Origin of the sequence: Salegentibacter sp. 24, assembly GCF_004362395.1 — a bacterium.
Classification (GTDB): domain Bacteria; phylum Bacteroidota; class Bacteroidia; order Flavobacteriales; family Flavobacteriaceae; genus Salegentibacter.
Window position 1 is genome coordinate 99,161 of record NZ_SNWE01000007.1, and the last position, 23,596, is coordinate 122,756.

At 37.9% G+C, this 23,596-nt stretch carries 20 protein-coding genes; 10 read left to right on the top strand and 10 right to left on the bottom strand.

The features are described 5' to 3' along the window. Window positions 1-14 precede the first annotated feature (14 nt). Window positions 15-779 (top strand): CDP-alcohol phosphatidyltransferase family protein, encoded by a 765-nt coding sequence (locus tag DET49_RS06750; RefSeq protein ID WP_133547342.1) that lies wholly within the window; start codon window positions 15-17, stop codon window positions 777-779. 58 nt (window positions 780-837) lie between these two features. Here the strand turns inward: DET49_RS06750 and lptB are convergent, their stop codons facing one another. Genes lptB through DET49_RS06770 form a run of 4 tightly spaced genes read right to left on the bottom strand, consistent with a single transcriptional unit; the run spans window position 838 to window position 3,769 of the window. After that, entirely contained in the window at window positions 838-1,578 is a 741-nt protein-coding gene (lptB, locus tag DET49_RS06755; protein ID WP_133547343.1) for an LPS export ABC transporter ATP-binding protein, read from the bottom strand. Window positions 1,579-1,623: 45 nt separating this feature from the next. Further along, on the bottom strand, window positions 1,624-1,974 hold the full coding sequence (locus DET49_RS06760; protein WP_133547344.1) for a carboxymuconolactone decarboxylase family protein: 351 nt from the start codon (window positions 1,972-1,974) through the stop codon (window positions 1,624-1,626). A 2-nt stretch (window positions 1,975-1,976) separates the two neighbouring features. Continuing rightward, window positions 1,977-2,804, bottom strand: coding sequence for a twin-arginine translocase subunit TatC (tatC, locus tag DET49_RS06765; RefSeq protein WP_133547345.1), 828 nt, complete (start codon window positions 2,802-2,804; stop codon window positions 1,977-1,979). Beyond that, window positions 2,804-3,769, bottom strand: a complete 966-nt coding sequence (locus DET49_RS06770; RefSeq protein WP_133547346.1) for an SIS domain-containing protein — start codon at window positions 3,767-3,769, stop codon at window positions 2,804-2,806. Before DET49_RS06770 ends, tatC begins: the two co-directional genes overlap by 1 nt. Window positions 3,770-3,853: 84 nt before the next feature. Here DET49_RS06770 and recQ point away from each other — a divergent pair, with 84 nt between their 5' ends. After that, window positions 3,854-6,052: a DNA helicase RecQ gene (gene recQ / locus DET49_RS06775; RefSeq protein ID WP_133547347.1), complete on the top strand. Its 2,199-nt coding sequence runs from the start codon at window positions 3,854-3,856 to the stop codon at window positions 6,050-6,052. Between the two features lie 138 nt (window positions 6,053-6,190). Here recQ and DET49_RS06780 read toward each other — a convergent pair whose 3' ends face one another. Further along, window positions 6,191-6,973 (bottom strand): hypothetical protein, encoded by a 783-nt coding sequence (locus DET49_RS06780; protein ID WP_133547348.1) that lies wholly within the window; start codon window positions 6,971-6,973, stop codon window positions 6,191-6,193. A gap of 30 nt (window positions 6,974-7,003) precedes the next feature. Further along, entirely contained in the window at window positions 7,004-7,738 is a 735-nt protein-coding gene (locus DET49_RS06785) for a class I SAM-dependent methyltransferase (protein ID WP_133547415.1), read from the bottom strand. Window positions 7,739-7,773: 35 nt separating this feature from the next. Here DET49_RS06785 and DET49_RS06790 point away from each other — a divergent pair, with 35 nt between their 5' ends. Beyond that, window positions 7,774-8,268 (top strand): YkgJ family cysteine cluster protein, encoded by a 495-nt coding sequence (locus tag DET49_RS06790; RefSeq protein WP_133547349.1) that lies wholly within the window; start codon window positions 7,774-7,776, stop codon window positions 8,266-8,268. A gap of 184 nt (window positions 8,269-8,452) precedes the next feature. Further along, window positions 8,453-9,172: a thioredoxin family protein gene (locus tag DET49_RS06795; RefSeq protein WP_262707972.1), complete on the top strand. Its 720-nt coding sequence runs from the start codon at window positions 8,453-8,455 to the stop codon at window positions 9,170-9,172. Between the two features lies 1 nt (window position 9,173). Here the strand turns inward: DET49_RS06795 and DET49_RS06800 are convergent, their stop codons facing one another. Further along, window positions 9,174-10,406 (bottom strand): exo-beta-N-acetylmuramidase NamZ domain-containing protein, encoded by a 1,233-nt coding sequence (locus DET49_RS06800; RefSeq protein ID WP_133547351.1) that lies wholly within the window; start codon window positions 10,404-10,406, stop codon window positions 9,174-9,176. 9 nt (window positions 10,407-10,415) lie between these two features. Between DET49_RS06800 and DET49_RS06805 the strand changes: the two genes are divergently transcribed. From DET49_RS06805 to DET49_RS06830, 6 genes are all read left to right on the top strand, one after another. Then, a complete protein-coding gene (locus DET49_RS06805) occupies window positions 10,416-11,648 on the top strand; it encodes an ABC transporter permease (protein WP_133547352.1) in 1,233 nt (410 codons plus the stop codon). Window positions 11,649-11,728: 80 nt separating this feature from the next. Then, entirely contained in the window at window positions 11,729-12,709 is a 981-nt protein-coding gene (locus DET49_RS06810; RefSeq protein WP_133547353.1) for a PLP-dependent cysteine synthase family protein, read from the top strand. A 132-nt stretch (window positions 12,710-12,841) separates the two neighbouring features. Continuing rightward, window positions 12,842-13,552 carry an SGNH/GDSL hydrolase family protein gene (locus DET49_RS06815; RefSeq protein WP_133547354.1) on the top strand — a complete coding sequence of 237 codons (711 nt, stop codon included), beginning with the start codon at window positions 12,842-12,844 and terminating at the stop codon, window positions 13,550-13,552. Window positions 13,553-14,091: 539 nt separating this feature from the next. Next, window positions 14,092-14,457, top strand: coding sequence for an STAS/SEC14 domain-containing protein (locus DET49_RS06820; RefSeq protein WP_133547355.1), 366 nt, complete (start codon window positions 14,092-14,094; stop codon window positions 14,455-14,457). Window positions 14,458-14,480: 23 nt separating this feature from the next. Next, window positions 14,481-15,401 carry a helix-turn-helix domain-containing protein gene (locus tag DET49_RS06825; RefSeq protein ID WP_133547356.1) on the top strand — a complete coding sequence of 307 codons (921 nt, stop codon included), beginning with the start codon at window positions 14,481-14,483 and terminating at the stop codon, window positions 15,399-15,401. 209 nt (window positions 15,402-15,610) lie between these two features. Further along, window positions 15,611-15,901, top strand: coding sequence for a DUF6520 family protein (locus tag DET49_RS06830; RefSeq protein ID WP_133547357.1), 291 nt, complete (start codon window positions 15,611-15,613; stop codon window positions 15,899-15,901). Window positions 15,902-15,979: 78 nt separating this feature from the next. On the opposite strand, the gene DET49_RS06835 is transcribed toward DET49_RS06830, so the two are convergent. From DET49_RS06835 to DET49_RS06845, 3 genes are read right to left on the bottom strand one after another with little or no spacing between them, the layout of a single operon-like run. Further along, window positions 15,980-18,829 (bottom strand): M16 family metallopeptidase, encoded by a 2,850-nt coding sequence (locus tag DET49_RS06835; RefSeq protein ID WP_133547358.1) that lies wholly within the window; start codon window positions 18,827-18,829, stop codon window positions 15,980-15,982. A gap of 3 nt (window positions 18,830-18,832) precedes the next feature. Next, window positions 18,833-20,218 carry a RagB/SusD family nutrient uptake outer membrane protein gene (locus DET49_RS06840; RefSeq protein ID WP_243729561.1) on the bottom strand — a complete coding sequence of 462 codons (1,386 nt, stop codon included), beginning with the start codon at window positions 20,216-20,218 and terminating at the stop codon, window positions 18,833-18,835. Between the two features lie 17 nt (window positions 20,219-20,235). Next, complete coding sequence (locus DET49_RS06845; protein ID WP_133547360.1) at window positions 20,236-23,226, bottom strand: SusC/RagA family TonB-linked outer membrane protein; 2,991 nt, start codon at window positions 23,224-23,226, stop codon at window positions 20,236-20,238. Window positions 23,227-23,596: the final 370 nt, after the last annotated feature.

The window sequence follows — 23,596 nt, forward strand, 5'->3', positions numbered from 1 at the left end:
CAGAAAACCAACCTATGAGCATACAAAGACATATTCCGAATTTAATAACGCTTTTAAATTTACTCTGTGGCATCATCGCAGTGATTTTCGCGGTACAGGGCAATCTTATTATGGCTGCAATTTTTGTTGCCGGTGGAATTTTCTTTGATTTTTTTGATGGCCTTGCTGCCAGAAGTCTAAATGTTTCCAGTGATATTGGTTTGCAACTTGACTCCCTGGCTGATGTTGTGACCAGTGGCGTTGTCCCGGGCATTGTGATGTTCCAGTTGCTGGATAATGCGCTGCCTGGAAGCTCAGGGGTGGGGAATACCGGCTGGGTAGTTAACTCCGGATGGTGGGAGTGGAATTTCAATACGCTGGCTTTAACTGGCTTGCTCATTTGTCTGGCCTCTGCTTATAGATTGGCTAAATTCAATGTGGACGATCGTCAAACCGATTCGTTTATTGGAGTACCTACTCCGGCCAATGCACTTTTAATTCTGAGTTTTCCACTTATACTGACCTATCAACCTGATAGTTTTTTAACCGGGTTTATTTTAAATGAATGGTTTTTAATCGCGATCACCTTATTGAGCTGTTACCTGTTGAATGCGGAAATCAAACTTTTTGCCCTGAAATTTTCAAACTGGGGTTTTGCCGATAATAAGCTTAGGTATTTGTTTTTGCTTTTGTGTCTGGTACTGATACTGGTATTTCAGTTCGTTGCCGTACCTCTGATCATAATCAGTTATGTGATTTTATCGGTAATTTTTCCCAAGAAAGAGGAGAGCTTATCATAAAAATAAACCTCATAGTTTAAAGTTTATGAGGTTTAGAATTTAATACAGATCCTACTTGTTATTTAAAGAGTTTCTTTTTTCTCAGCTCAAAGTTCTGCCCCAGGTAAACCTTTCTTACCATTTGGTCTTCTGCAAGTTCTTCGGGTTGACCGTGTTTTAGGATACTTCCTTCAAACATCAGGTAGGTTCTATCGGTTATAGCCAGGGTTTCCTGAACATTGTGGTCGGTAATAAGTATACCTATATTTTTGTCCTTTAACTGGGCTACAATACGCTGAATATCCTCTACGGCAACAGGGTCCACCCCTGCAAAGGGTTCATCTAGAAGTATAAAATTAGGATCGGTGGCCAAGGCACGGGCAATTTCCGTACGGCGCCGCTCCCCACCACTTAAAAGGTCACCGCGGTTTTTGCGAATATGATTTAAACCAAACTCTTCAATAAGGGTTTCCATTTTATCATATCGTTCTTTTTTAGAAAGTTCGGTAAGTTCCAGCACGCTCATAATATTATCTTCAATACTGAGCTTTCTGAACACAGAAGCTTCCTGAGCAAGATAGCCAATACCGTACTGCGCCCGTTTATACATGGGGTATTTGGTAATATTGGTCTTATCCAAAATAATCTTCCCGGAATTTGGCTTAATAAGTCCCACGATCATATAAAAAGAAGTGGTCTTCCCGGCGCCGTTTGGCCCCAGTAATCCAACGATCTCTCCCTGGTTAACTTCCAAGGAGATTCCTTTTACAACTTCTTTCCTCTTGTAGGCTTTAACTAAATTCTCGGCGCGTAATTTCATTCAAAAAGCATTTTGGAGCTAAGTTACATTTTTTATGCCAGCCTGTTATTCCTTAGCATCTTCCAAAGCCTCCCAGTATTCGTGGGCTCTTCGAAGATGAGGGATAACAATAGTGCCGCCGATTAAGGTGCCGATACTAAGGGTTTCCATCACCTGTTCCCGGCTTAAACCTTCCTTATAACTGGATTCCAGGTGGTATTTTACACAGTCATCACAACGCAAAACCAGCGAGGCTACAAGGCCCAGCAATTCTTTTGTTTTTTTATCTACGGCACCCTCAGAAAAAGCATTGGTGTCTAAATTAAATATCCTTTTGAGCACTTTGTTGTTCTCACCCAGGATCTTATCGTTCATCTGCTGACGGTAAGCATTGAATTCGTCAACTTTATTAATCATAGCTATTTTTTATTTAATTTTTTCTGTTCTTGTTTGTAGATCACACGTGAGATAAGAATACTTACCTCATAGAGAATCAGTACTGGTATAGCCACTATTATCTGGCTAACAATATCCGGTGGCGTAATTACTGCTGAAATAATTAGCACTATAACTAGCGCATATTTTCTGTATTTTCTAAGGAATTGTGGTGTTACTACACCAACCCTGGTAAGAAAATAGATGACGATGGGCAATTCAAAAATAAGTCCACTGGCAATCACCGAGGCTCTAACCAGGCCGATATAACTGCTAAGGTCAAAATCGTTAAAAACAGCTTCACTAACCTGGTATTTTCCCAGGAAATTAATAGATAATGGTGTTATTACATAATATCCAAAAACTACTCCTATAAAAAAGAGCAGGGAGGTTACAAAGATAAATCCTTTAGCATGTTTTCTTTCGTTATCGTGCATGGCAGGAGCCACAAATAGCCAAAACTGGTAAATCACATAAGGGAATGCGATAATAAAACCAGCGGTTATAGAGGTCCAGACATGGGCAGAGAATTGTCCCCCCATCGTTCTACTCTGAATTCTAAAGGGCATCTCCTCAAAACAAAATCCCGCATCCATACCCAGGGAGGTAGAAATTCTACACAAGATGTCATAGGAAAAGAAATCACCCCTACTAGGTCCAAAAAGTAAAACGTCAAAAATAAAGCCCTTTAGGAAAAAGGCTATGGAGCCAGCAACTATAATTGCTACAACGGAACGGATTAGGTGCCATCTTAAATCTTCTAAATGGTCCAGAAAGGACATCTCAGGTTCTGGGGTGCCAATTTGCTTCATTATAAAATTCCTTCTCGGATTAAGTTATGGATATGTACGACACCTGCATAGGTTTGGTTTTCCAGGGCCAGTAATTGGGATATTTTATTTTCTTCCAGCATTTCTAAAGCATCTACGGCCAGGGATTCCTGGTCTATGGTTTTGGGTGCTGGGCTCATAATATCCCGTGCGGTTAGATTCTTGAATTCAGTATTGTTTTTAAGCATGCGCCTAATATCGCCATCGGTGATTATACCTACAATCTTATCGTTTTCAATAACTGCGGTTACTCCCAGCATTTTCTCTGAAATCTCGATGATCGCATCGGTAACGGAAGTTTCCGGGCTTACCTGGGGTTTCATATTTTGAGCAGTAATATCACTAACTCGCAGGTACAGCTTTTTGCCAAGGGAACCACCGGGGTGGTATTTAGCAAAATCTTTTCTGGAAAATCCTTTGAGTTTTAACAGGCAAATAGCCAGGGCATCGCCAATGACCATCTGTGCGGTCGTACTTGTGGTAGGCGCAAGATTATTAGGGCAGGCCTCTTTTTCGACAAAAGAGTTTAAAACATAATCAGATTCCCTTCCCAGAAAAGATTCCTTATCGGCGGTAATTCCTATAAGTAGGTTTTTGAAATCCTTGATATACGGAACCAGGACTTTAATTTCCGGACTGTTTCCACTTTTGGAAATACAAATTACTACATCGTCTTTTTGAATGGTGCCAAGGTCGCCGTGAATCGCATCTGCAGCGTGCATAAAAATTGCGGGAGTCCCGGTAGAATTAAGGGTAGCTACTATTTTTGTGGCAATCACCGCGCTTTTCCCTATGCCGGTTACAATTACCCTACCTTTAGCCCGGTATATATTCTCTACGGCTTCAGCAAACTCACTATCGATATAATTTTCCAGGTTTGCAATTGCTTTGGCTTCAATGGAAATGGTTTCTTTTGCTGCCGTAAGAATTTTTTCCTTCAGTTTCAAATTTAGATAAAATTAAGGATTGTGAGTTTAAAGAAATATGTATCTTTAGTTATGCAAATGTATGTAAAATTGTAACACAATTGAATGAGTTTGACGGAAATTGATTTACACCAACAGCTAAAGAAGTACTTTGGGTTCAGCCAGTTCAAAGGGCTTCAGGAAGAGGTGATTACCAGCATTGTGAATAAGAATAATTCCTTTGTGGTAATGCCTACCGGAGGAGGGAAATCCCTATGTTACCAACTCCCTGCGTTGATCGAAGAAGGAACGGCAATTGTGGTATCGCCCCTTATCGCCCTTATGAAAAACCAGGTAGATGCTATACGTAGTATTTCAGAGCAGCACGGCGTGGCGCATGTGCTCAATTCCTCATTGAACAAAACCGAAGTAAGACAGGTAAAAGAAGACATTGCCAACGGGGTCACCAAGTTGCTGTATGTAGCGCCTGAATCACTTACCAAGGAAGATCACGTAGAGTTTTTAAAGCAGCAAAAGATATCTTTCCTGGCTATAGACGAGGCCCACTGTATCAGTGAATGGGGTCATGACTTTAGACCGGAATACAGGAACTTAAGGAGTATTATTCAGCGAATAGGGGATAATATTCCCATTATAGCCCTTACGGCCACGGCCACTCCAAAGGTGCAGGAAGATATATTGAAAAACCTGGGAATTCCCGATGCAAATACATTTAAAGCGAGTTTTAACCGTCCCAATTTATATTACGAGGTACGTCCAAAAACCAAAAATGTAGATGCGGATATTATTCGTTTTATAAAACAGAATGATGGTAAATCCGGAATCATTTATTGTTTAAGCAGAAAAAAAGTAGAGGAACTCGCGCAAACCCTTCAGGTAAACGGTATTAATGCCGTTCCTTATCATGCAGGTCTTGATGCAAAGACCAGAAGCAGGCACCAGGATCAGTTTCTTATGGAAGAAATTGATGTAGTGGTGGCCACCATTGCCTTTGGTATGGGAATAGACAAACCTGATGTTCGGTTTGTTATTCACCATGATATACCTAAAAGTATAGAGAGTTATTACCAGGAAACCGGCCGTGCCGGAAGGGATGGAGGGGAAGGACATTGTCTTGCCTTTTATTCTTATAAAGATATAGAGAAGCTCGAAAAATTTATGAGCGGCAAGCCGGTGGCCGAACAGGAAATTGGCCATGCCCTTTTACAGGAAGTTGTGGCTTATGCAGAGACATCAATTTCACGCCGGAAATTTATTCTTCACTACTTCGGGGAAGAATTTGACGGGGAAACCGGGGAAGGGGCTTCCATGGATGATAATGTAAGGCATCCTAAAAAACAGCATGAAGCCGGAAAAGATGTAGAATTACTCATAAAGACCATTAAGGAAACCAAGGAATTGTATAAGTCAAAAGAGGTGGTCAAAACACTTATAGGTAAATCCAACGCAGTGATTTTATCTCATAAAACGGATGCCCATCCACTCTTTGGAAAAGGAAAGCATAAGGACGGTAAATACTGGATGGCATTAATTCGGCAGGCATTGGTCGCTGGCTATTTGAAGAAAGATATTGAAACCTATGGCGTTATAAAACTTACCGCCAAAGGGGAGGATTTTCTAAAAAACCCCCAGCCATTTATGATGACCGATGATCATATTTTTGATAGCACTACGGAGGCCGTTCCTACACCCAGCAAATCAGCAGGAGGGGGCATGGATATAGCCCTTGTGAAAATGTTAAAAGATCTTCGGAAAAAAGTTGCTGTCAAAAATGAGGTTCCCCCATTTGTGGTGTTTCAGGATCCTTCACTGGAAGATATGGCAATTAAATACCCGGTTAGCATAGAAGAGCTTACCAACATTTATGGCGTTGGTGAGAACAAGGCCAAAAAGTTCGGAAAAGAATTTGTGGATTTAATTAAGCGCTATGTTGATGAAAATGAAATTGTTCGTCCCGATGACCTGGTGGTTAAGTCCACCGGAGCCAATTCTGCTTTAAAATTATATATCATCCAAAATGTAGATCGAAAACTGCCATTGGATGATATTGCTTCCGCTAAGGGAATGGAGATGAAGGAATTTATAAAAGAAATGGAGGCCATTGTTTACAGTGGTACCAAATTGAATATAAATTACTGGATTGATGATATTTTAGATGAGGACCAGCAGGAAGAAATTCACGAATACTTCCTGGAAGCTGATACCGATAAAATTGACGAAGCTATCAAAGAGTTTGACGGGGATTACGACGATGAGGAGCTTCGCCTATACAGAATTAAGTTTATAAGCGATGTTGCCAATTAAAGTGAAAAAGTACCTGGAGTAAGCTTCTGACTTTAAAAATTTTAACTGTCATTTTTCGAACTGTTTGAAGCTCGTAACAGGCCGGCTAAAACGATGAATACGGCAGATGTTTTATTTTTTCTACGGAGTAATTGTAAACTAGCGCCCTCCGGCGGCTTGCAGGTCACGTATGCACTGTTCTCCTAATTGCGGGATGCGGCCTCCATCAATTTCATCTATAATTCCCGATCCAAATTCAATGGAAGATTGCATCAGGCAATTATCTACGATACAATGGCCTTCATTATCTTCATCTTTATGGTCAGATTGTGGCTCTGTGCCGATATCAACCAAACCGAATAAATGCCCAAATTCATGGTTATAAACCGCCGCTTCAATATCACTTTCAGCCGGGGCATTGGCTCTGGCCGCAAAGTTCTCTATGGTTTCCCCAAAAATTACCATGGAAGTATTTCTAAATGCTGAGCCCAGGGTGAATTTATTCTCTTCATCCTTCTCGCTTTTTCCATCAGCTACATAAATATAGACAGCTATTTCGTCTCCAGCATTATAAATGGTCCGGGTCTCTTCCTCAATGTCTACGATCTCATCTATGGAAAATGGCGCCTTACCCGAAGATGGAACGGCTCTTAAACTAATTTTAATACCATCGGGTTTAAATGTGCGTTCCATTAAAAACTCCTTGAAATTTGTAAGGGCTGCCTGGCTAGGGGCATATCCGTTTACATACACGATCTCTATATGCATCGAAGTAAATTCAGCATCACTTAAAAGGTGGGAAGCTGAATCTCCCAATCCCTGTAAATTGGCAGTTTTATCTATTCCTGGTTCTCCATCTTCATTTTCATCATTTTCTGAAGTACACGAAATACTAAAAACAGAAATAAAAAATAGGAGCAGCGCGTATTTATAATTGAACATTTAAAAATGATTTTTTGTAAAAATAGAAATTTATTGGTTTGTAGGCTGTAATTCAGCTAAATAATCGAAATGCGTACCTTCTTTTAAGCGCTCACAGCTGAAATTATTGGTTTCCGCGGCAAATTTAAGCGTTTGGAAATCTATATAAAGCCAGTCAAAATAAGCTGAACTTTCACCTTTATAACTAACCTTGAATTCCAATTCCCCGTAATATGGCGCTTCAGAGTCTATCCATATACCCCCGTCCTCTTCCCGATCAAATAAATAACTTAAATCCGAAGAGTCCAATAAAATCTTTCCCCCGGGATTTAGCAGTTCCCTTGTTTTTTTAAAGAATTGATCCAGGTTTTTGAGCTTTCCGATAATGCCACTCCCATTCATTAGCATTAAAATAGTGTCGAATTTTTCATCTTTTAAGTTGAAAAAATCAATGTTTTTAACCTTGCTAATTCCACGAAGACCAGCAATTTCTACAGCACCTGGGGAAGAATCAATAGCCATCACATCCAGCTTTCGCTCTTTCTGAAGATAGAGCGCATGGCTTCCCGCCCCGCATCCTACATCTAAAACACGACCGGAACACAGTTGCAATGCTTTTTGCTCCAGTGGAGGCATTTCTTCATAATCTCGGAATAAATAGGTTACCGGAATTATATCATCATCAAAATCGGGGGAATGTACCTGGATATCGGTACTGTCATCCTGGTGATAGTAAGCTGAAATCGCTTTTCCAAAAATGTCTTTTGCGGAAGTTTGCTTATTCATCGATGCGGTGTAGGTTGGTTTTATATCTTTGTCCAATGGAAGAAATTCTAAAAAATCTCCCTGAAAAGGCCAAAGATAAGCATAAGGAGAATAAAAAGTTTTTTTCAAAGCTTAGAAAAAAGGCGCCTAAGGACCTGGACCGGCAGATGCAGGAAATGCACCAGGAGGAATTTTCCCGAACCAATTGTTTGGACTGTGCAAATTGCTGTAAAACAACTGGGCCGCTTTTCACCAATAAGGATATAGAGCGAATAAGTAAGCATTTGAAGCAAAAACCACAGCAGTTCATCGAGCAATATTTGAGGATTGATGAAGACAACGATTATGTGCTTCAACAAGTGCCCTGTACCTTTCTGGCTGCAGACAATTATTGTTTAATTTATGATGTTCGTCCAAAGGCCTGTCGGGAATTTCCCCACACCGACAGAAAGGATTTTCATAAAATCTCTAACCTAACCATAAAGAACACCGCTATCTGCCCTGCTGCATATAATATAGTAGAGGAGATGAAACGCAGGATGAAGAACTAATAAAAATTACTGTTTTCTTTATTTTTTTTAAATTGCTTCTCCAATAACTTGTTTTATGAGAAAGATCACTACGATTCTTTTGTTAGTTTTTTGTATTTCTTCAGCAGCTGCCCAAAATGGCACCTGGCTTACTTCTTTCGAGGATGCACAAAAGCTTTCTATCGCCACCAATTAACTCATCTTTATTGATTTTTATGCTTCCTGGTGCGGACCTTGTAAAAAGATGGAAATGGAAGCTTTTTCGGATCCTGAAATAAAAAAGGTTTTAGATAATTTTATACTATTAAGATTGAATTTTGACAATGAAATTGCTTTAAGGAATAAATATGGGGTTAGGGCAATTCCCTATGTGTTTATCGTGGATAGCCAGGGACATGTAATCAATGAGCAGAAAGGTTATCGCGATAAAAATAATGTCAAAGACCTACTGGATACTTATAATTTGAATACTGAATTTTTACAAAGAGAAAACCTTCAGTATTTTCAAAATCAGAACTACGTAACTGCGATGAGACTCGCCCAAAAATACCTTGATTTTAGTTTGTTTTTAAAAAAGGAAATCAGGCCTGAATTTATACGTGTTGCTGATGCTTATATCGGTTACTCCGAAGACCTTTTGGATAAGGAGCAATCCAACTATAAGCTTATGTCGCAAAAGATTGAATTACTGGAATTGACTTCGGCACTGTATGATGAAAGATATGGGAAACTGGAGCGAGGCCTTAAGGATATAGAGAAGGAAGGAGTAGAGGAACTTAACAAGGATGTTTATAATTTCCTGAAATACTGCCTTGCCTTTGAGCATGGGGAACCAGCTGAGACGGAAAAATGGGAAGCCCAGGTTCTGGCTTCCTCAGCTGCAGAAGTTTATATGAAAAGGAAAGACGAACTTTTCGGTCTATAATTTAGTAAAGCAGGTATTGCTGTCTTTTCTTATCAAAGTCAGCAAGTCCATCTTGCCAGGTTTTTCTGATTTCCTGGGCTGATAAACCTTTCTCTATCTGGGATTGTAATGCTTTAGTTCCGGCTAATTTTGTGAAAAAGTCGTTGAAGAATTCATCCTGATTTTCGGTATTTTTATAAGCTTCGATCAACCATTCTAAATTTATCTGGCTTAGATGCGGAAACTCGCTAAGATCTCGTCCATAACACTGCTTTCCTAAATGTTTTGGATATTTTGCTCCAGGTTTTGACTGTGGAGTGTACGTGAAATTGAAATGGCTTTTATCTAAAAACGGCGAACCAAAAACCTGAAATTGCTTATCGGTTCCGCGTCCGGCATTTACATTGGTGCCTTCAAAAAAGCACAGGCTTGGGTATAAATTAATAGCCTGGGCGTTGGGTAAATTTGGAGATGGTTTTACGGGAAGCTCATAAGGCCTGGAATGCTCATAGTTTTCCATTTCAATAACTTTTAAATCGCATTGAATTCCATTTTTCAACCATTTTTCTCCATTGATCATTTTTGCATATTCTCCCATGGTTAATCCGTGCACCGTAGGGATCGGGTGCATTCCTACAAAACTTTTATATTCGGTTTCCAGGATTGGTCCGTCTATATAATGCCCATTGGGGTTGGGACGGTCAAATACAATTAGCTGGACATCGTTTTCGGCACAGGCTTCCATAACATAATGCAGCGAAGAAATATAGGTGTAGAACCTGGTACCTACATCCTGTAAATCGAAAATCAAAATATCAAGATCTTCCAGTTGTGATGCATTGGGTTTTTTATTATCACCGTAGAGCGAGATTACCGGTAAACCTGTTTGTGGGTCTTTGCCATCTTCCACCACTTCCCCTGCATCGGTGGTACCACGAAATCCGTGTTCCGGAGCAAATACTTTTACCAAATTTACATCAAGGGCCAATAAAGAGTCTACAACGTGGGTATATTCGCCTTTTCCATTTTTCATAATGGAGGTCTGGTTACCTACCAGGCCTATTTTTTTATTTTCGAGAAGACCTAAGTAGGACTGTGTGCGATTTGCAGCTAAAACAATTGCTTCAGGGCTTGTCTCCTTGGCCTGATTTAGAGCCATTTCTTTGGAAGTTTGTTCTTTCTTATTTTGGTTTCCGCAGGAAAGAATACTTATAAAAGCGAATAAAAATGTACTTTTGAATAACCTTTTAAGCATCGTGATAATTTGAATTTCGAGTTTTTTGTTGTTAAGCGTCTTATTGGTGGTAAAAGCCATAAAAGTAGTATTTCTGCACCTATTATAAAAATAGCGATCGTAGCAATTGCTATTGGCGTAATTATGATGCTGGTTTCATTTGCCACCGGCCTTGGTTTGCAGGAAAAAATCAGGGAAAAACTCGCTGCATTTAATGGGCATATTAATATTTCCAATTACGATAATAACAGCTCCCAGGTTAGCCTGGTACCTGTAGATAAGAACCAGGAATTTTATCCAGAATTCAATTCGGTTGAAGGTATTTCCCATGTGCAGGCCGTGGCCACGAAATTTGGAATAATCAGAACCGAGACCGATTTTGAAGGAGTGGTGGTAAAAGGTGTTGGCACCGATTATAACTGGAGTTATTTTAAAGATTTTTTAGTTAAAGGCAGGTTACCCAATGTTGACCAGCAGTTAAACGATGAAGTATTAATTTCGGATTATCTATCCAGAAGGCTAAAATTAAAGGTAGGGGATAAGATGCCTACTTATTTTCTAAGAGAGGGCAGTGAGCGGCCCCTAACCCGTGCTTTTGAGATTACAGGAATTTATGATTCCGGGTTTATGGAGTTTGATAAACTCTATGTGTTAACAGATATTAGGCATATCCAACGGCTTAACCGCTGGGAAGATAATGAAGTCGGTAATTTTGAAGTTTTTCTTAATGATTTTGATGAAATAGATGAAAAAGGGCAGGAGGTATACGAAAACACCGGTTCGTTTTTAGACACCCAGACCATAACTAAAAAATACTATTCCATATTTGAGTGGCTGGCGCTTTTTGATTTTAATATCGCGCTTATCATTGGAATAATGATTTTGGTGGCCGGGATAAATATGATTACCGCTTTATTGGTTTTAATCCTGGAACGCACCCAAATGATCGGGATTTTAAAAGCTTTGGGAAGCAATGACTGGACCATTAGGAAAATCTTTTTGTATAATGCCGCGTACCTGATTATCAAAGGACTCTTTTGGGGGAACTTAATAGGACTCGGAATTTTACTTGCTCAAAAATATTTTAAACTTATTCCGCTAAATCCGAAAACCTATTATGTGACCGAAGTACCCGTTTATTTAAGTTGGGACTACATTTTAGCGGTCAACCTGGGTACCTTGTTGTTATGTATGTTGATGCTGATAATCCCTTCCGTGATTATTTCAAAAATTTCTCCATCCCGGGCAATTAAGTTTGAATAAAATATATAATCCAGGGAGTATTTGGTATTTCCGTTGAAATAGATTCAATTTTCTACCTTTGCAACCTGAAAAATAAAACTATGGATTACGTAGAAAATATATTGGGGACTATTGGCAATACGCCAATGGTGAAAATGAATAAAATTACTAAAGAAATTGAGGCATTAGTCTTGGCTAAATACGAGACTTTTAATCCGGGAAACTCGGTAAAGGACCGTATGGCAGTGAAGATGGTGGAAGAGGCTGAAGCTAGCGGAAAATTAAAACCAGGAGGAACAATTATTGAAGGAACTTCCGGGAATACCGGGATGGGCCTGGCGCTTGCGGCAATTGTAAAAGGTTACAAAATGGTTTGCGTGCTGTCTGATAAGCAGAGTAAGGAAAAGATAGATATTTTAAAGGCAGTAGGCTGCCAGGTGGTCGTTTGCCCAACCGATGTTGCTCCCGATGATCCGAAGTCTTATTATTCAACCTCTAAACGAATGGCCGAGGAAACGCCAAATTCCTGGTATGTGAACCAGTATGATAACCTGGCAAATACCAAAGCTCATTACGAAAGTACAGGCCCTGAAATTTGGGAACAAACCGATGGAAAAGTAACGCATTTTGTTGTAGGTGTTGGTACCGGTGGGACAATTTCCGGGGTTGGCAAATATTTGAAGGAGAAGAACCCCAATATAAAGGTTTGGGGAATTGATACTTATGGTTCAGTTTTTAAAAAATACCATGAAACCGGAGAATTCGATGAGAAGGAGATCTACCCGTACATTACGGAAGGAATTGGGGAAGATATTCTTCCAAAAAATGTTGATTTTAGTGTGATAGATGGATTTACCAAGGTAACGGATAAAGATGCTGCCATTTACACCCGCAAGTTGGCAGAAGAGGAAGGTTTCTTCCTGGGTAATTCAGCAGGAGCTGCAGCGAAAGGATTACTCCAGTTAAAAGAACATTTTACCAAGGATGATGTAGTTGTTGTTTTATTCCATGATCATGGAAGTCGTTATGTGGGTAAGATCTTTAATGATGAATGGATGAAAAAACAAGGCTTTTTAGATTAAAAAGTTGACAATAATAATTATAAAAGCTGCCACCTGGTGGCTTTTTTTGTTAAGGAATAGCTTAAAATTTATTTCGGCTTATTTAAAAACTTTAAATTGCTAGAAATATAATTTGAGGCTAAACAAACTTCTATGAAAAATCTCTACTTCGTACTTTTTGCGTTTTTAATTATCGGGTGTAGTACTTCGAATTCCGTAACTCAAAATGAAGTAACTCAAACAGACAATCCATCAGGAAAGGATTATAGTTATCTGGCCCTTGGTGATTCTTACACCATTGGAGAAAGTGTTCCGGCTAGTGAACGCTGGCCAGTGCAGTTGGTAGAGGAGCTTAATGAAAGAGGGTATAAGGTTGCGCCACCTAAAATTATCGCAAAGACCGGGTGGACAACCGGTAACCTGTTAAGCGCGATGCGATCAGAATTGAATTATACCCGGGAATTTGACCTGGTGTCAATCCTTATAGGTGTAAATAATCAATACCAGGGGAAAAGCATCGAAGAATATGAAGAGGAATTACGGGAGATATTTAAACTGGCACTTAATCATTCAAAACTCCGGGAAAAAGGAGTTTTTGCATTAAGTATTCCCGATTATGGAGCAACCCCGTTTGGCGAGGGAAATGCAGAAACTATAGGGGAGGAGATCGATGAATTTAATGCGGTTTTTAGAGAGGTTGCCAAGGATTTTAATGTAGATTTTTATAATATCACTCCAATTTCCCGGGAAGCCGAAAGAGATCCGGATCTTGTTGCGGATGACGGCCTTCATCCTAGCGGGTTAATGTATCGCTACTGGGTTGATGAAATTATTGAAGAGATCCCCACTATGCTGCCTCAATAGTCGGTTTTCTTACCATAATATCTTTATATTTTCTGGAGAAAGTAAAAGCTTTTTTAGGAATAGGTTTGCCTATCCAAAGAATTCGAATATCCCATAAAGGCACCTCATAAGAATGAATAATTTCATAGAATTCCGAAATGATATAATTAATCTATTGGGGCAAAAACTCCTGCGGGATAATAAGGAGCATTTAAAATCTAATGGGATTCCTGAGGGAGAAGAAAATTTCTAAAATATCACACTATTTACATAGAAAATGATTTGCCTTTAAAGTTCAACATTTGCCTGTGGTGTCTTTTTTTTTGCGATATGACACTCATAGTCAAATGTTTAATCTGAAAGTTAAATATTTTTTTGTTACTTTATCATTATTAATTGTAGGAGAAGATTTTTAAAGGTTTGGAATTTAAAAATCCGATGGGCATCAATTTTTTGAGAATTTAGGTTTCAAAATGAGTATCCTGATTTTCAATAACTAATTACAACTAACTATACTTTTATGCATTGAAATTTAGTTTCTGATAATCTTGTGGAGAAAGATGGAAGGCGAATACGTAAATATGTGGATAGAGGATGGTATTCTATTTGTAGAATACGGGGATAACCTTGGCCTAAACCAGGACATAGCTAGTGAAGTTATAAAAAACAGACTGGTTTTTCAACAAAATAAGGAATATCCGGTTTTTTGCGATACCTCGGGTGTAAATGATACAAACCTCCAAGCATTGGAAAAATTCGCAACAGAAGGGGTATTGCTCGTCAGTGCGATTGCATTCTACACTAAAAAGCCTCTTGATTACTACCTTACCGAATATTTCATAAAGACTTACAAAATAAAAATTTCAGCTAAGATATTTAAACATAAATTCGAGGCTCTTCAATTTTTAAAACCCTACATCCAATGAAGTAATTCTTAAAATTTAAAATTATGGGACGGGAGATTACAGGGGCACTATTGCAAAGTGTTTTCAATATGTTATATGAAACAGCAAAGGGGAATTTTAAAGTTCAATTTAAAAGAACGGAGTTTCGGGATGAGCTGGAAAGTATAATAGCAATAGCTAACTTAAATATTCAAAGAATAAACCAGAACAGGGATCAGTTCCTTTGGATAAACCGCCATAATGAGGTAGTGATCATTAGTACCGCTATGTTTATCCTGGATGAACAGCTAAAAATTTTGGATTATAAATTTCAAGGTGATGTTTTTCAAGCAATAAAACACCTGGAGCATCTAGAGGGCGAATTATTTGAATCCTTACTAGCTATGGATTCTCAGGACGAATGGAGAAATAAAATCCAGGATTTGATAAGCAATGAAGAACGTTTTTTAAGCCTTGTCTTAGCCTTCGAATTTCATGATGGTTTAGTGCTTAAGTTGAGCACAGAAATTATCAAAATATCCCATAACATTGATACCAGGTTTACCATCTACGCTTCCATGCTTGATACCCAAAAAGATGAATTTTATAATCTGAGGATGAATGATTCAGTTCAAACGATCTCTATATGGGATCAGGAACTTTTCCTAAAAATTGAAGCGGATATCTTGCAACATCTCAATGAACCCTCACGTAAAAATTATGAACTGGCACTTATTTATGGTACTAATGAGCATAAAATAAAGACCGGCTTTAAAAAAGTATATGGACTCACTCCCACACAGTATCATAAGAAACAGCGAATCAAACACTGCAAAATCTTAATCGATAATACAGATCTTTCTTTAAAGGCTATAGCCTTAAAAATGGGCTTTAAAACCTATCCCAAGTTTTCAAGGTATTTCAAAAGCGAGGTGAAGATGACACCCAAGGCTTATCGGGAACGTGGTGAAAATCACGCTATTTAATCATCTTCTTCCGATTTGATAAGGATACCTCCACTTCTGTTATGTTTTAATCTACATCTTTACACCATTGATAATCAATAAAGGTTTATCAAGCTTTTTTACTAAAGCATTTAATCACGAAGATGAAATTTTGTTGCAACAATTGTAGGGTGCACCGGCACCTGAATTAAAAAACGGGAACTTTTTATTAATCTTTAAATTTTAATATCATGAAACAATTAAAAATGATTTTACCCATGATGGCAATTATTTTTGCTATAGGATTGACTTTTGCAAACGTTAATTCAGAGCCGATGCCAGAAGTACAAACTTCTGATTTTATTTATCTCGGGAATGACAATTGGCAGCCAATACCAGAGCAGGGATGCGAGGGAACTGCAGAGAACTGTCAAGTTCAGATTGGTGCAGGGGGGCCTGTCTATGATGTGTATGATGAAATGGATCTTAGTACAGTAAAATTAAGCCCTCCAGGTCAAGATCCTACCGTAATTAATCTTTAGGATTATAAAGTAAACTTGTAATATTAACCCATTGTAGTTCTGCTGCAATGGGTTAATTATTGATAATTTTAAAAAACATTATTCCATTTTTACTTCGTGCATGTATTCTGGTTTTAAATATCTTTTAGCTGTTTGAATGATTTCCTTAAAAGTTAGGTCTTTGAGATAATTTTCTATAATTGATGATGCTATTGGAGGTTCCTCAAATCTGTAATATCGATACAACTTCCTTGCAATATAAGAAGGCTGATTGAGTGCCTGGGGAGTGTAAATGGATCTTATTCTGTTTTTTTGATTTTCAAATACTTTTCCCGAAATATCACCTTCTTTTAAATTCTCAATTATTTTATTTGTTTTTTCTCTTATGATAGGTAATTGTTCAGGTAGGCAGCTGAAACGGAACTGTACTTCAAATCGTTGTGTCCTTCTATCAAAATAGGCACCAGCACTAATTTTATATAATGAAAGTTCCTCTTTATCCCTTAAGTCATAAATTAAACTATTAAGCACCATGCCTAATACCCTCATCTTTAGTTCTTCTTGCCAAACTTTTTTGCCTGGAGGATTATGAACAAATCTTATTCCATAAAATGAATTTTCTGTTTGATAAAGGTCTGAGGCACTTAGCTCATAATATTTGGGACCATTAGGTATACTAATTGCTTTGTTTTTCCTATTACAATCCGTTTTTGCATTGGAAGGAATATTCCCTACATACTTCTGAAAACTAGTGACCACCTCATCACTATCAAAATCACCAGTAACAATAAAAGTGAAGTTTTCCATATTCCTAAAAAGTTCTAGATAATTTCTATGTGCTACATTAAGATTCACCCTTTGAGATGCTTTTACCAAATCTGAGGCTATGGGAAGCCTTGTGGAGTCTCTCGTTACTTTCTTCAAAGCATCAATAAGGTCGTTTGAGGGGTTTATAATATATTTAGCATCCTGTAAATACCCTTTTTTCCAGTTTTCAAAAGCTGCTTGGTCTTTACGAGGTTTAGTAAAATATAAATATAAAAGCTGAAGAAATTTATCTAATTCTTTAATAGATAATTCAGATTCAAACCCACTTTCATTACTGAAGATATAAGGATTAAACCCCAATTTTATTGATTCCGTGTTTTCATAAAAATTTTTTAAATCCTTCTTTTCATAAGATCCGACTCCTGAGCTTCTCATAATTGATGTAGCAAACATTGTACTGGTGTATTCTTCTTTAGGATAACAAGAAGCCCCAAATGGTGAAAATCCCCGAATAGTTAAAGTGTTGGAATTTTTGCTTTTCATAGGTTTTAGGATGAGTCTAGATCCATTCTTTAATATATATACTTCAGAATCTAACTTTCCTACTTTACCGATCAATTTTTTACCATTTGGCAGTGAATCCAGTTGGTTTTGGCTCAATAATCTTTTTATTTCAGATTGAGGTTTATATGGAAGCACTTTTTCCATAGCTTTTTTCTTAATTATTTCCTGGGTCTTTTCTTTTGAGGACAAAGAAGATTCGCTGTCCTCAGGAAATATCAAACCCATTTTATCGGGGCAAGGTTTTATTATTTCCTTAATTAAACGATTTATTTCCTCCTTGGAAAGTTTTGATAGCCAATTTGTAATGATTTCCTTTTTATTAGACGGCAGGGCTTGGTTGTTTACAAAATACCTCTCTATTTCTTTTACCCAATATGGGTTTTCCGAAGTATTATAAGATTCTAGGGTTTCTAAACTATTATCTTTGGCATTTTCAAATTCTTCTTTTTTAATTCCATATTCTACGAATTGTCTTAATATATATAAAGTATTTTCCAGTGCTATTTTTTCATATTGCAATTCAGTATTGATAGTAATATTTAACATATCTCGTGGGATATCCCAGACTGGGGTATATGAACTATAAATAGTTGTTTTATCGTCTATTTTAGAACTTTCATTAAATCTCGTTTTAAGTATATCCGCAATAATTTCTCCCTTTATTTGTCTTTGTAGTCTGCCCAAACCTTCATCCTTTTTTTTGTCGACCTTATGTTTATAAAAAAGATACATGTTGACAGCTTTAAACTCATATTTAGAATTTCCATTTGAATTTCGCACAACGCTTGTAAAATTCTTTTCACTCTTTGGATTACTTTGTTCCTTATCTTTGGGTTCTATTTTATTTTCTGAGGACTTTAATTCCTGGAAAATGGATTTAATGTTCTCTTCTAGTTGTGCAGTATTTTCTATATTCCCAACAATTATCACAGCCATTCGCTGCGGTTGATACCATTTATTATAAAATTTTTGTAAATCATGGTGCGGAAAATTTCTATTATGGTAAGAAAAAGATTTTGTTCTATTAACTATAGAGAAGAGTGTGCTGTGCACATCATTGTACGCTGTTTTTTGAGCACGACTGGCCACACCACCTCGATATTCCTGCAACAGTACACCTCTTTCCCTATCTATACTTTTTTTGGTAAGGTCCAGACCTGAAGCAATGTCTTTAAACCAGAGTAAACCAGTATTAATTGCCTTCTCATTTTCATAGGGAACATTATAGAAATATCGTGTAACCCCTGCGCCTGTTCTTCCATAAATATCATACATATTCATCCCAAACTGGCTCAATATTTTAGAATTATTTTTAAGACCATCAGGGAAATTAACGCTCGGTCTAAAGGAGAGGTGTTCAATATGATGAGCGAAATTTAACTCATGTTGTTGCTCATCTAAGGAACCTACTTTTACTAGAAAATTCATGGTTATTTGTTGATTAGAATTTTCCAGAGGTTTTATAAAATAAGTAAGGCCATTGTCTAATACACCTGTTCTTATGCTTTTATCCAGAGTCAAACTATCCTCAGAATTACGGGAGGAAGTTTGTGCTAGCACTGGTAAAACCCATACGAATATCAAAATCCGGGTTATTGATGTTTTTAATAATTTCATATTTTAATATCCAGGGTTTTGAGTTAGGTTAGCGTTCTTTATTCTTTCCTCTGCTGGGATAGGATAGCGCAGATCCGTTTCTTCCCATAATGGATTATTCTCCCATATATGTTCATACCTGCCTGTTCTCTTAAGATCTAACCATCTATGACCCCATTCGGTAAATAATTCTTTGCTACGTTGTTCCATTATTTCATCAAGGAGTACTTCAGTTTCGAGATTATCCGTATTGGAAAGTGGTGCCAGGCCTGCTCTATTTCGTATTGTATTAATATCTTCTATTGCACCGGTAAAATTTTTTTGCATAAGCCTGGCTTCAGCCCTTATTAAATACTGTTCGGCTAATCGTAGCACCATAGAATGCTCTGTAATTGGCTGCTCATTACTATTCCATATTTTGTATTTAAAAGGGAAGTAGGCGTTAAGGCTTTCATTATAGCTGATCCATTTTGACAATCGAAGATCATCCTCACTGAAATTTTCTGTAAAATTTTCATCTAATTTTACACTTGCCAAGAATGAAAAAACAGGATCTATGATAAAAAAATTACCTTCATTAGTATGTGTTGTTGCCGCTCCTCTTCCTGCAGGGGAGATCTGCCATATAGCTTCTTGGCTGTTAGCCAGAAAAACGTCATTCAACTCTTCTAGTAATACATAGGAGTTATCCGAAATAACCTGACTGCTCAATTCTTCGGCCTTTAGCCACTCTTGGTTGTAGAGGTGGACCCTAGCAAGTAAAGCCATTGCTGTATACTTATTGACCTGTGTGCTTATATTATTATCATCTGGAAGAACTTCAATTGCATCCTCTAAATCCAAGATAATTTGAGTATACACCTCCTCAGGAAAAGATCGGGAAGCAAGTTCATTCCGCTTGTAGTCGGTTGTGAGTATAAGAGGAACATCTCCGTAAAGGTTAACTAAATAGAAATAGGTAAATGCTCTAACAAATTTGGCCTCTCCCTTCAACTTATTTTTAACCTCAGAACTAATATTTTCAGATGATTGTAATCCTTCCAAAAAAGCATTTGTAATATAAATCATATTATAGGCACTGGTCCAAAGAAATAGGTTTGAAGTGTTTTCAGGAGTAATCTCGTGCTGTTGAAATTCCATTCGGGTAAGGTTCGTTTCCCTGATGTTTTTAAGGAGGTTTCCTGAGAGGGCACCTAAAACTGTCACCCCATACTGCGTTCCATTACTAAAAGACGTCCTGAATAATTCATTATAGATTCCCTTCATAGCGCTTTTAGCTGTTTCTTCACTACTAAAAACATCATCTCTTATAATTTTATAATCGGGAGCATCAACCTCCACAAAGTCTTCGCAGCCAATCAAAATGGATGCGATAAAAATGACAACTATCTGTTTTATTCTTTTTTTCATGATCATAATTTTTATAATTAAAAGTAAATCTGAAGACCGGCAGTTAGTGTACGCAGGTTTGCAAATGAAGTATTCGAATATGACAGTTCAGGATCTAGACCTAAATAAGGAGAGATTGTAAGCAGGTTCTGGCCCGCAATAAAAATTTTTCCATCCCTTAATCTGAAAGATTGTAGAAGACTTTCTGGTAAATTATATCCTATCGAAAGTGTTTTTAACCGTAAAAAAGAAGCATCCTGAATAGGTAAATTCGAATTTAGGACATTGTTATAAGCTTGGCTGAAGGATGGTAGCTGAGAAATTCGTTGGAAATCTTCGTTTGAATTTAAAGCGTCTAAAACTATATCCCGTTGATTACTAGGTCTACCGGCATTAAAAAAGGAAGCAATACCTTCCTGTTTTATATACTGCCATAAAAATTGGAGGGTAAAATTTTTAAAACTAAGGTTGTTATTTATTCCGCCATAATATTCTCTGGTTAAATCCTGGATTACTACCCGGTCTTCATAATCAAAGCTTCCATCATCGTTAATATCCATAACCTTGTATAACCCCGTTTCTGGATCAATTCCTTCATATTGATACAATAGAGATATATTTACAGGATGGCCAATCCGATAAGTATTTGCGTAAGAAGATTGTTCAATTCCCGGATAACTTATTAATCTGTTTTTTGGGATACTAAAATTCAATGAAGTCTGCCAGCGAAAATCATCTGTGTGGAAATTTAAAGAAGATAATTCCACTTCCCATCCACTATTCTCTACAGTTGCAGGAAGATTGGCCTGTACGGTATTGAATCCTGTTATAGCAGGTAAGGGATATCCTACCAATTGGTTTGAAGAACGGTTACGATACCAGCTTATCCCAAGGTTCAGTTTGTCCTTAGAAAAACCTAATTCTAGTGCGGCTTCCAGCTTTTTGTTGACTTCCCATGAAAATGAGGGGTTAGCCAAGGAAACTGGGTATAATCCTCCAGGGCCAGGAGTTGCTTCGTATGCATCCAGGTATCCGTAATCGCCAATTTGGTCATTTCCAGTAGTACCATAACTACCCCTTAACTTTCCAAATGAAAGAAATGACAGTGCATTTTCAATTAATTCTTCCTCAGTGAAAATCCAAGCGGCACCTATTGCGCCGAAATTCGAAAAACGATTTTCCGGACCAAAGCGCGAAGAGCCATCACGTCTGCCGGTGAAATTTATAAATACTTTTTTCTTCCAGTTAGTGCCGATCCGTGCAAAGACTGCTGCATACCTGTACTGGTTTGTTTGGCTTGAGGCATTTATCACGCGCTCAGCTGCATCTAGATTTCCAATTAAGGATTCCGTTACATATCCAGCTCCTTGGAATCTCAGCTGGCTATTTGTATTATCCTGAAAGGTGGCACCTATTATGGCGTCTATGTTGAAATTACCGAAACTATCATTAAAGATTAACTGAGGTTCCAGAATCCAGGATCTTCTATGGGAATTTAAATGAAAGGAATTGTTAGGTTCTCCTTCTGCTGGATTATATGATCTGCCCGGGCGTTTCATTAACTCCTGACTTTCAAAATATGTATAACCAGCATTTAATCGTACCAGTAAGTTATTTAACACCCGGTACGATAAACCAAGGTTTGACAATATATTACTGGTTTTTGTTCTGCCACGATTATAATAACCGGCTAGAGGATTTTCTAAATCTGATACTGCCCATTCTTCCCAATTTAAACTACCATCTTCCGCAAAGATTTCAGGTGCATTTGGGGGCAGCAAAACAGTTGACGAACTTAAGCTATTGCTCCAGAAAAGGTCATTCATATCTACCCCGTAATTAGCAGAAAAATTAATTTTTAATTTGTCATCTTTAGAGGAATGGTTTAGGTTAAGATTTCCAGTTATTTTATTATAGCTATTTTCTCCTGGATAAACCGTACCCTGTGAAAAATATGAGCCACCTAACCTAAAGAAAGTTTTATCGCTCCCTCCTGAAAAAGAAAGATTGGCATTAGTGGTTTCTGCATTTCCCCCAAAGAGAAAATCTTGCCAGTCTGTATATCGATCCTGATCCCAAACAAGTAGGTCATATGCATTATTCACTGTAGGCTCAACTCCATCATTTTCAAAAGCTCTTCTTCGAATTTGTAAATACTCTTCTGTATTTAATAAGTCCAATCGATTAGCCACTGTTGCTACCCCTGAATATATACTGGCTTCTAAACCAGTTCCACTTTGTTTCCCATTTTTGGTAGTTATTAATACAACCCCGTTAGCTCCTCGAGATCCATAAATAGCGGTGGCATCTGCATCTTTTAAAACTTCAATACTTTCAATATTTGAAACACTTAGGTTGTTGAGTGGATCAAAACCGGCATTACCTATCATGGAATTTGTTTCAACAGGGCTGGAATTAATAGGTACTCCATCAATAATATAAAGCGGAAAGTTTCCTTCATCCCGTAAACTGTTTATACCTCTAATTCTTATTGTGGAAGCTGTTCCGGGGACACTTCCACCGGGAGTAATTTCTACCCCGGCCATTCTACCTTGTAATGCTTGTAAAGGGCTTACTACAGGTTGAAATTCTATCTCCTCGGCCGTAACCTTAGAAATATTTCCCGTGCTTTCTCTCTCTGTGGTATTATAATACCCGGCATTTATTTTAACTTCACCAAGTGCTGCAATATCTTCCTCCAGTTGGATATTGATTAATTCTCTTCCATCTATATCAATTTCCTGGGTTTTGAAACCTATGAAAGAGAACACCAAAGTCCCGTTTTCTGGAGCTACAATGGTATATTCCCCATCCAAATTGGTTACACTACCTAGTGAAGTACCTTTAACTGTAATTGTTACACCGGGAATAGAAATTCCCTTCTCATCTTTTACTATTCCCGAAATTTCATGCTGTTGTAAGAGAGGGGAAGAGATTATTGCTGCGTTTGCAGACTTTGACAGAAAGAATATTATCCCGCCAAGAATAATTAGCGCCACCCATTTAAGGCGCGAGTAATTATTTTTCATAATTTTACGTGTGATTTAAATGAAACTTTGTTTTATTTAAGCCTAGGCCTTCCCCACCAGACGGCAATCTTAGGGGAAGGTCCTCTGCTTAAGGCTAATTTGCTCTTATTTTCATAAACAATTTTTTTTTATTCTAAACCGGTGCCCAAATACCGGTTTCACTAAAACCTATTAACCAATACTATTTGCCCAAGGCTCCAGTGGAGCCCCGCCCAAAAGCCGTTGAAAAATATAGGGCTTACAACGGCAACCCACGGGATTGTTTAAGAGATTTTTCCTGCTCCCGCAAGCGAGGAATTAGTGAATACAGCTGCGATATTGAACCGTTGGCCGCTTTGGCCTGAAATAAATTATAGTGTATATTAGTTTA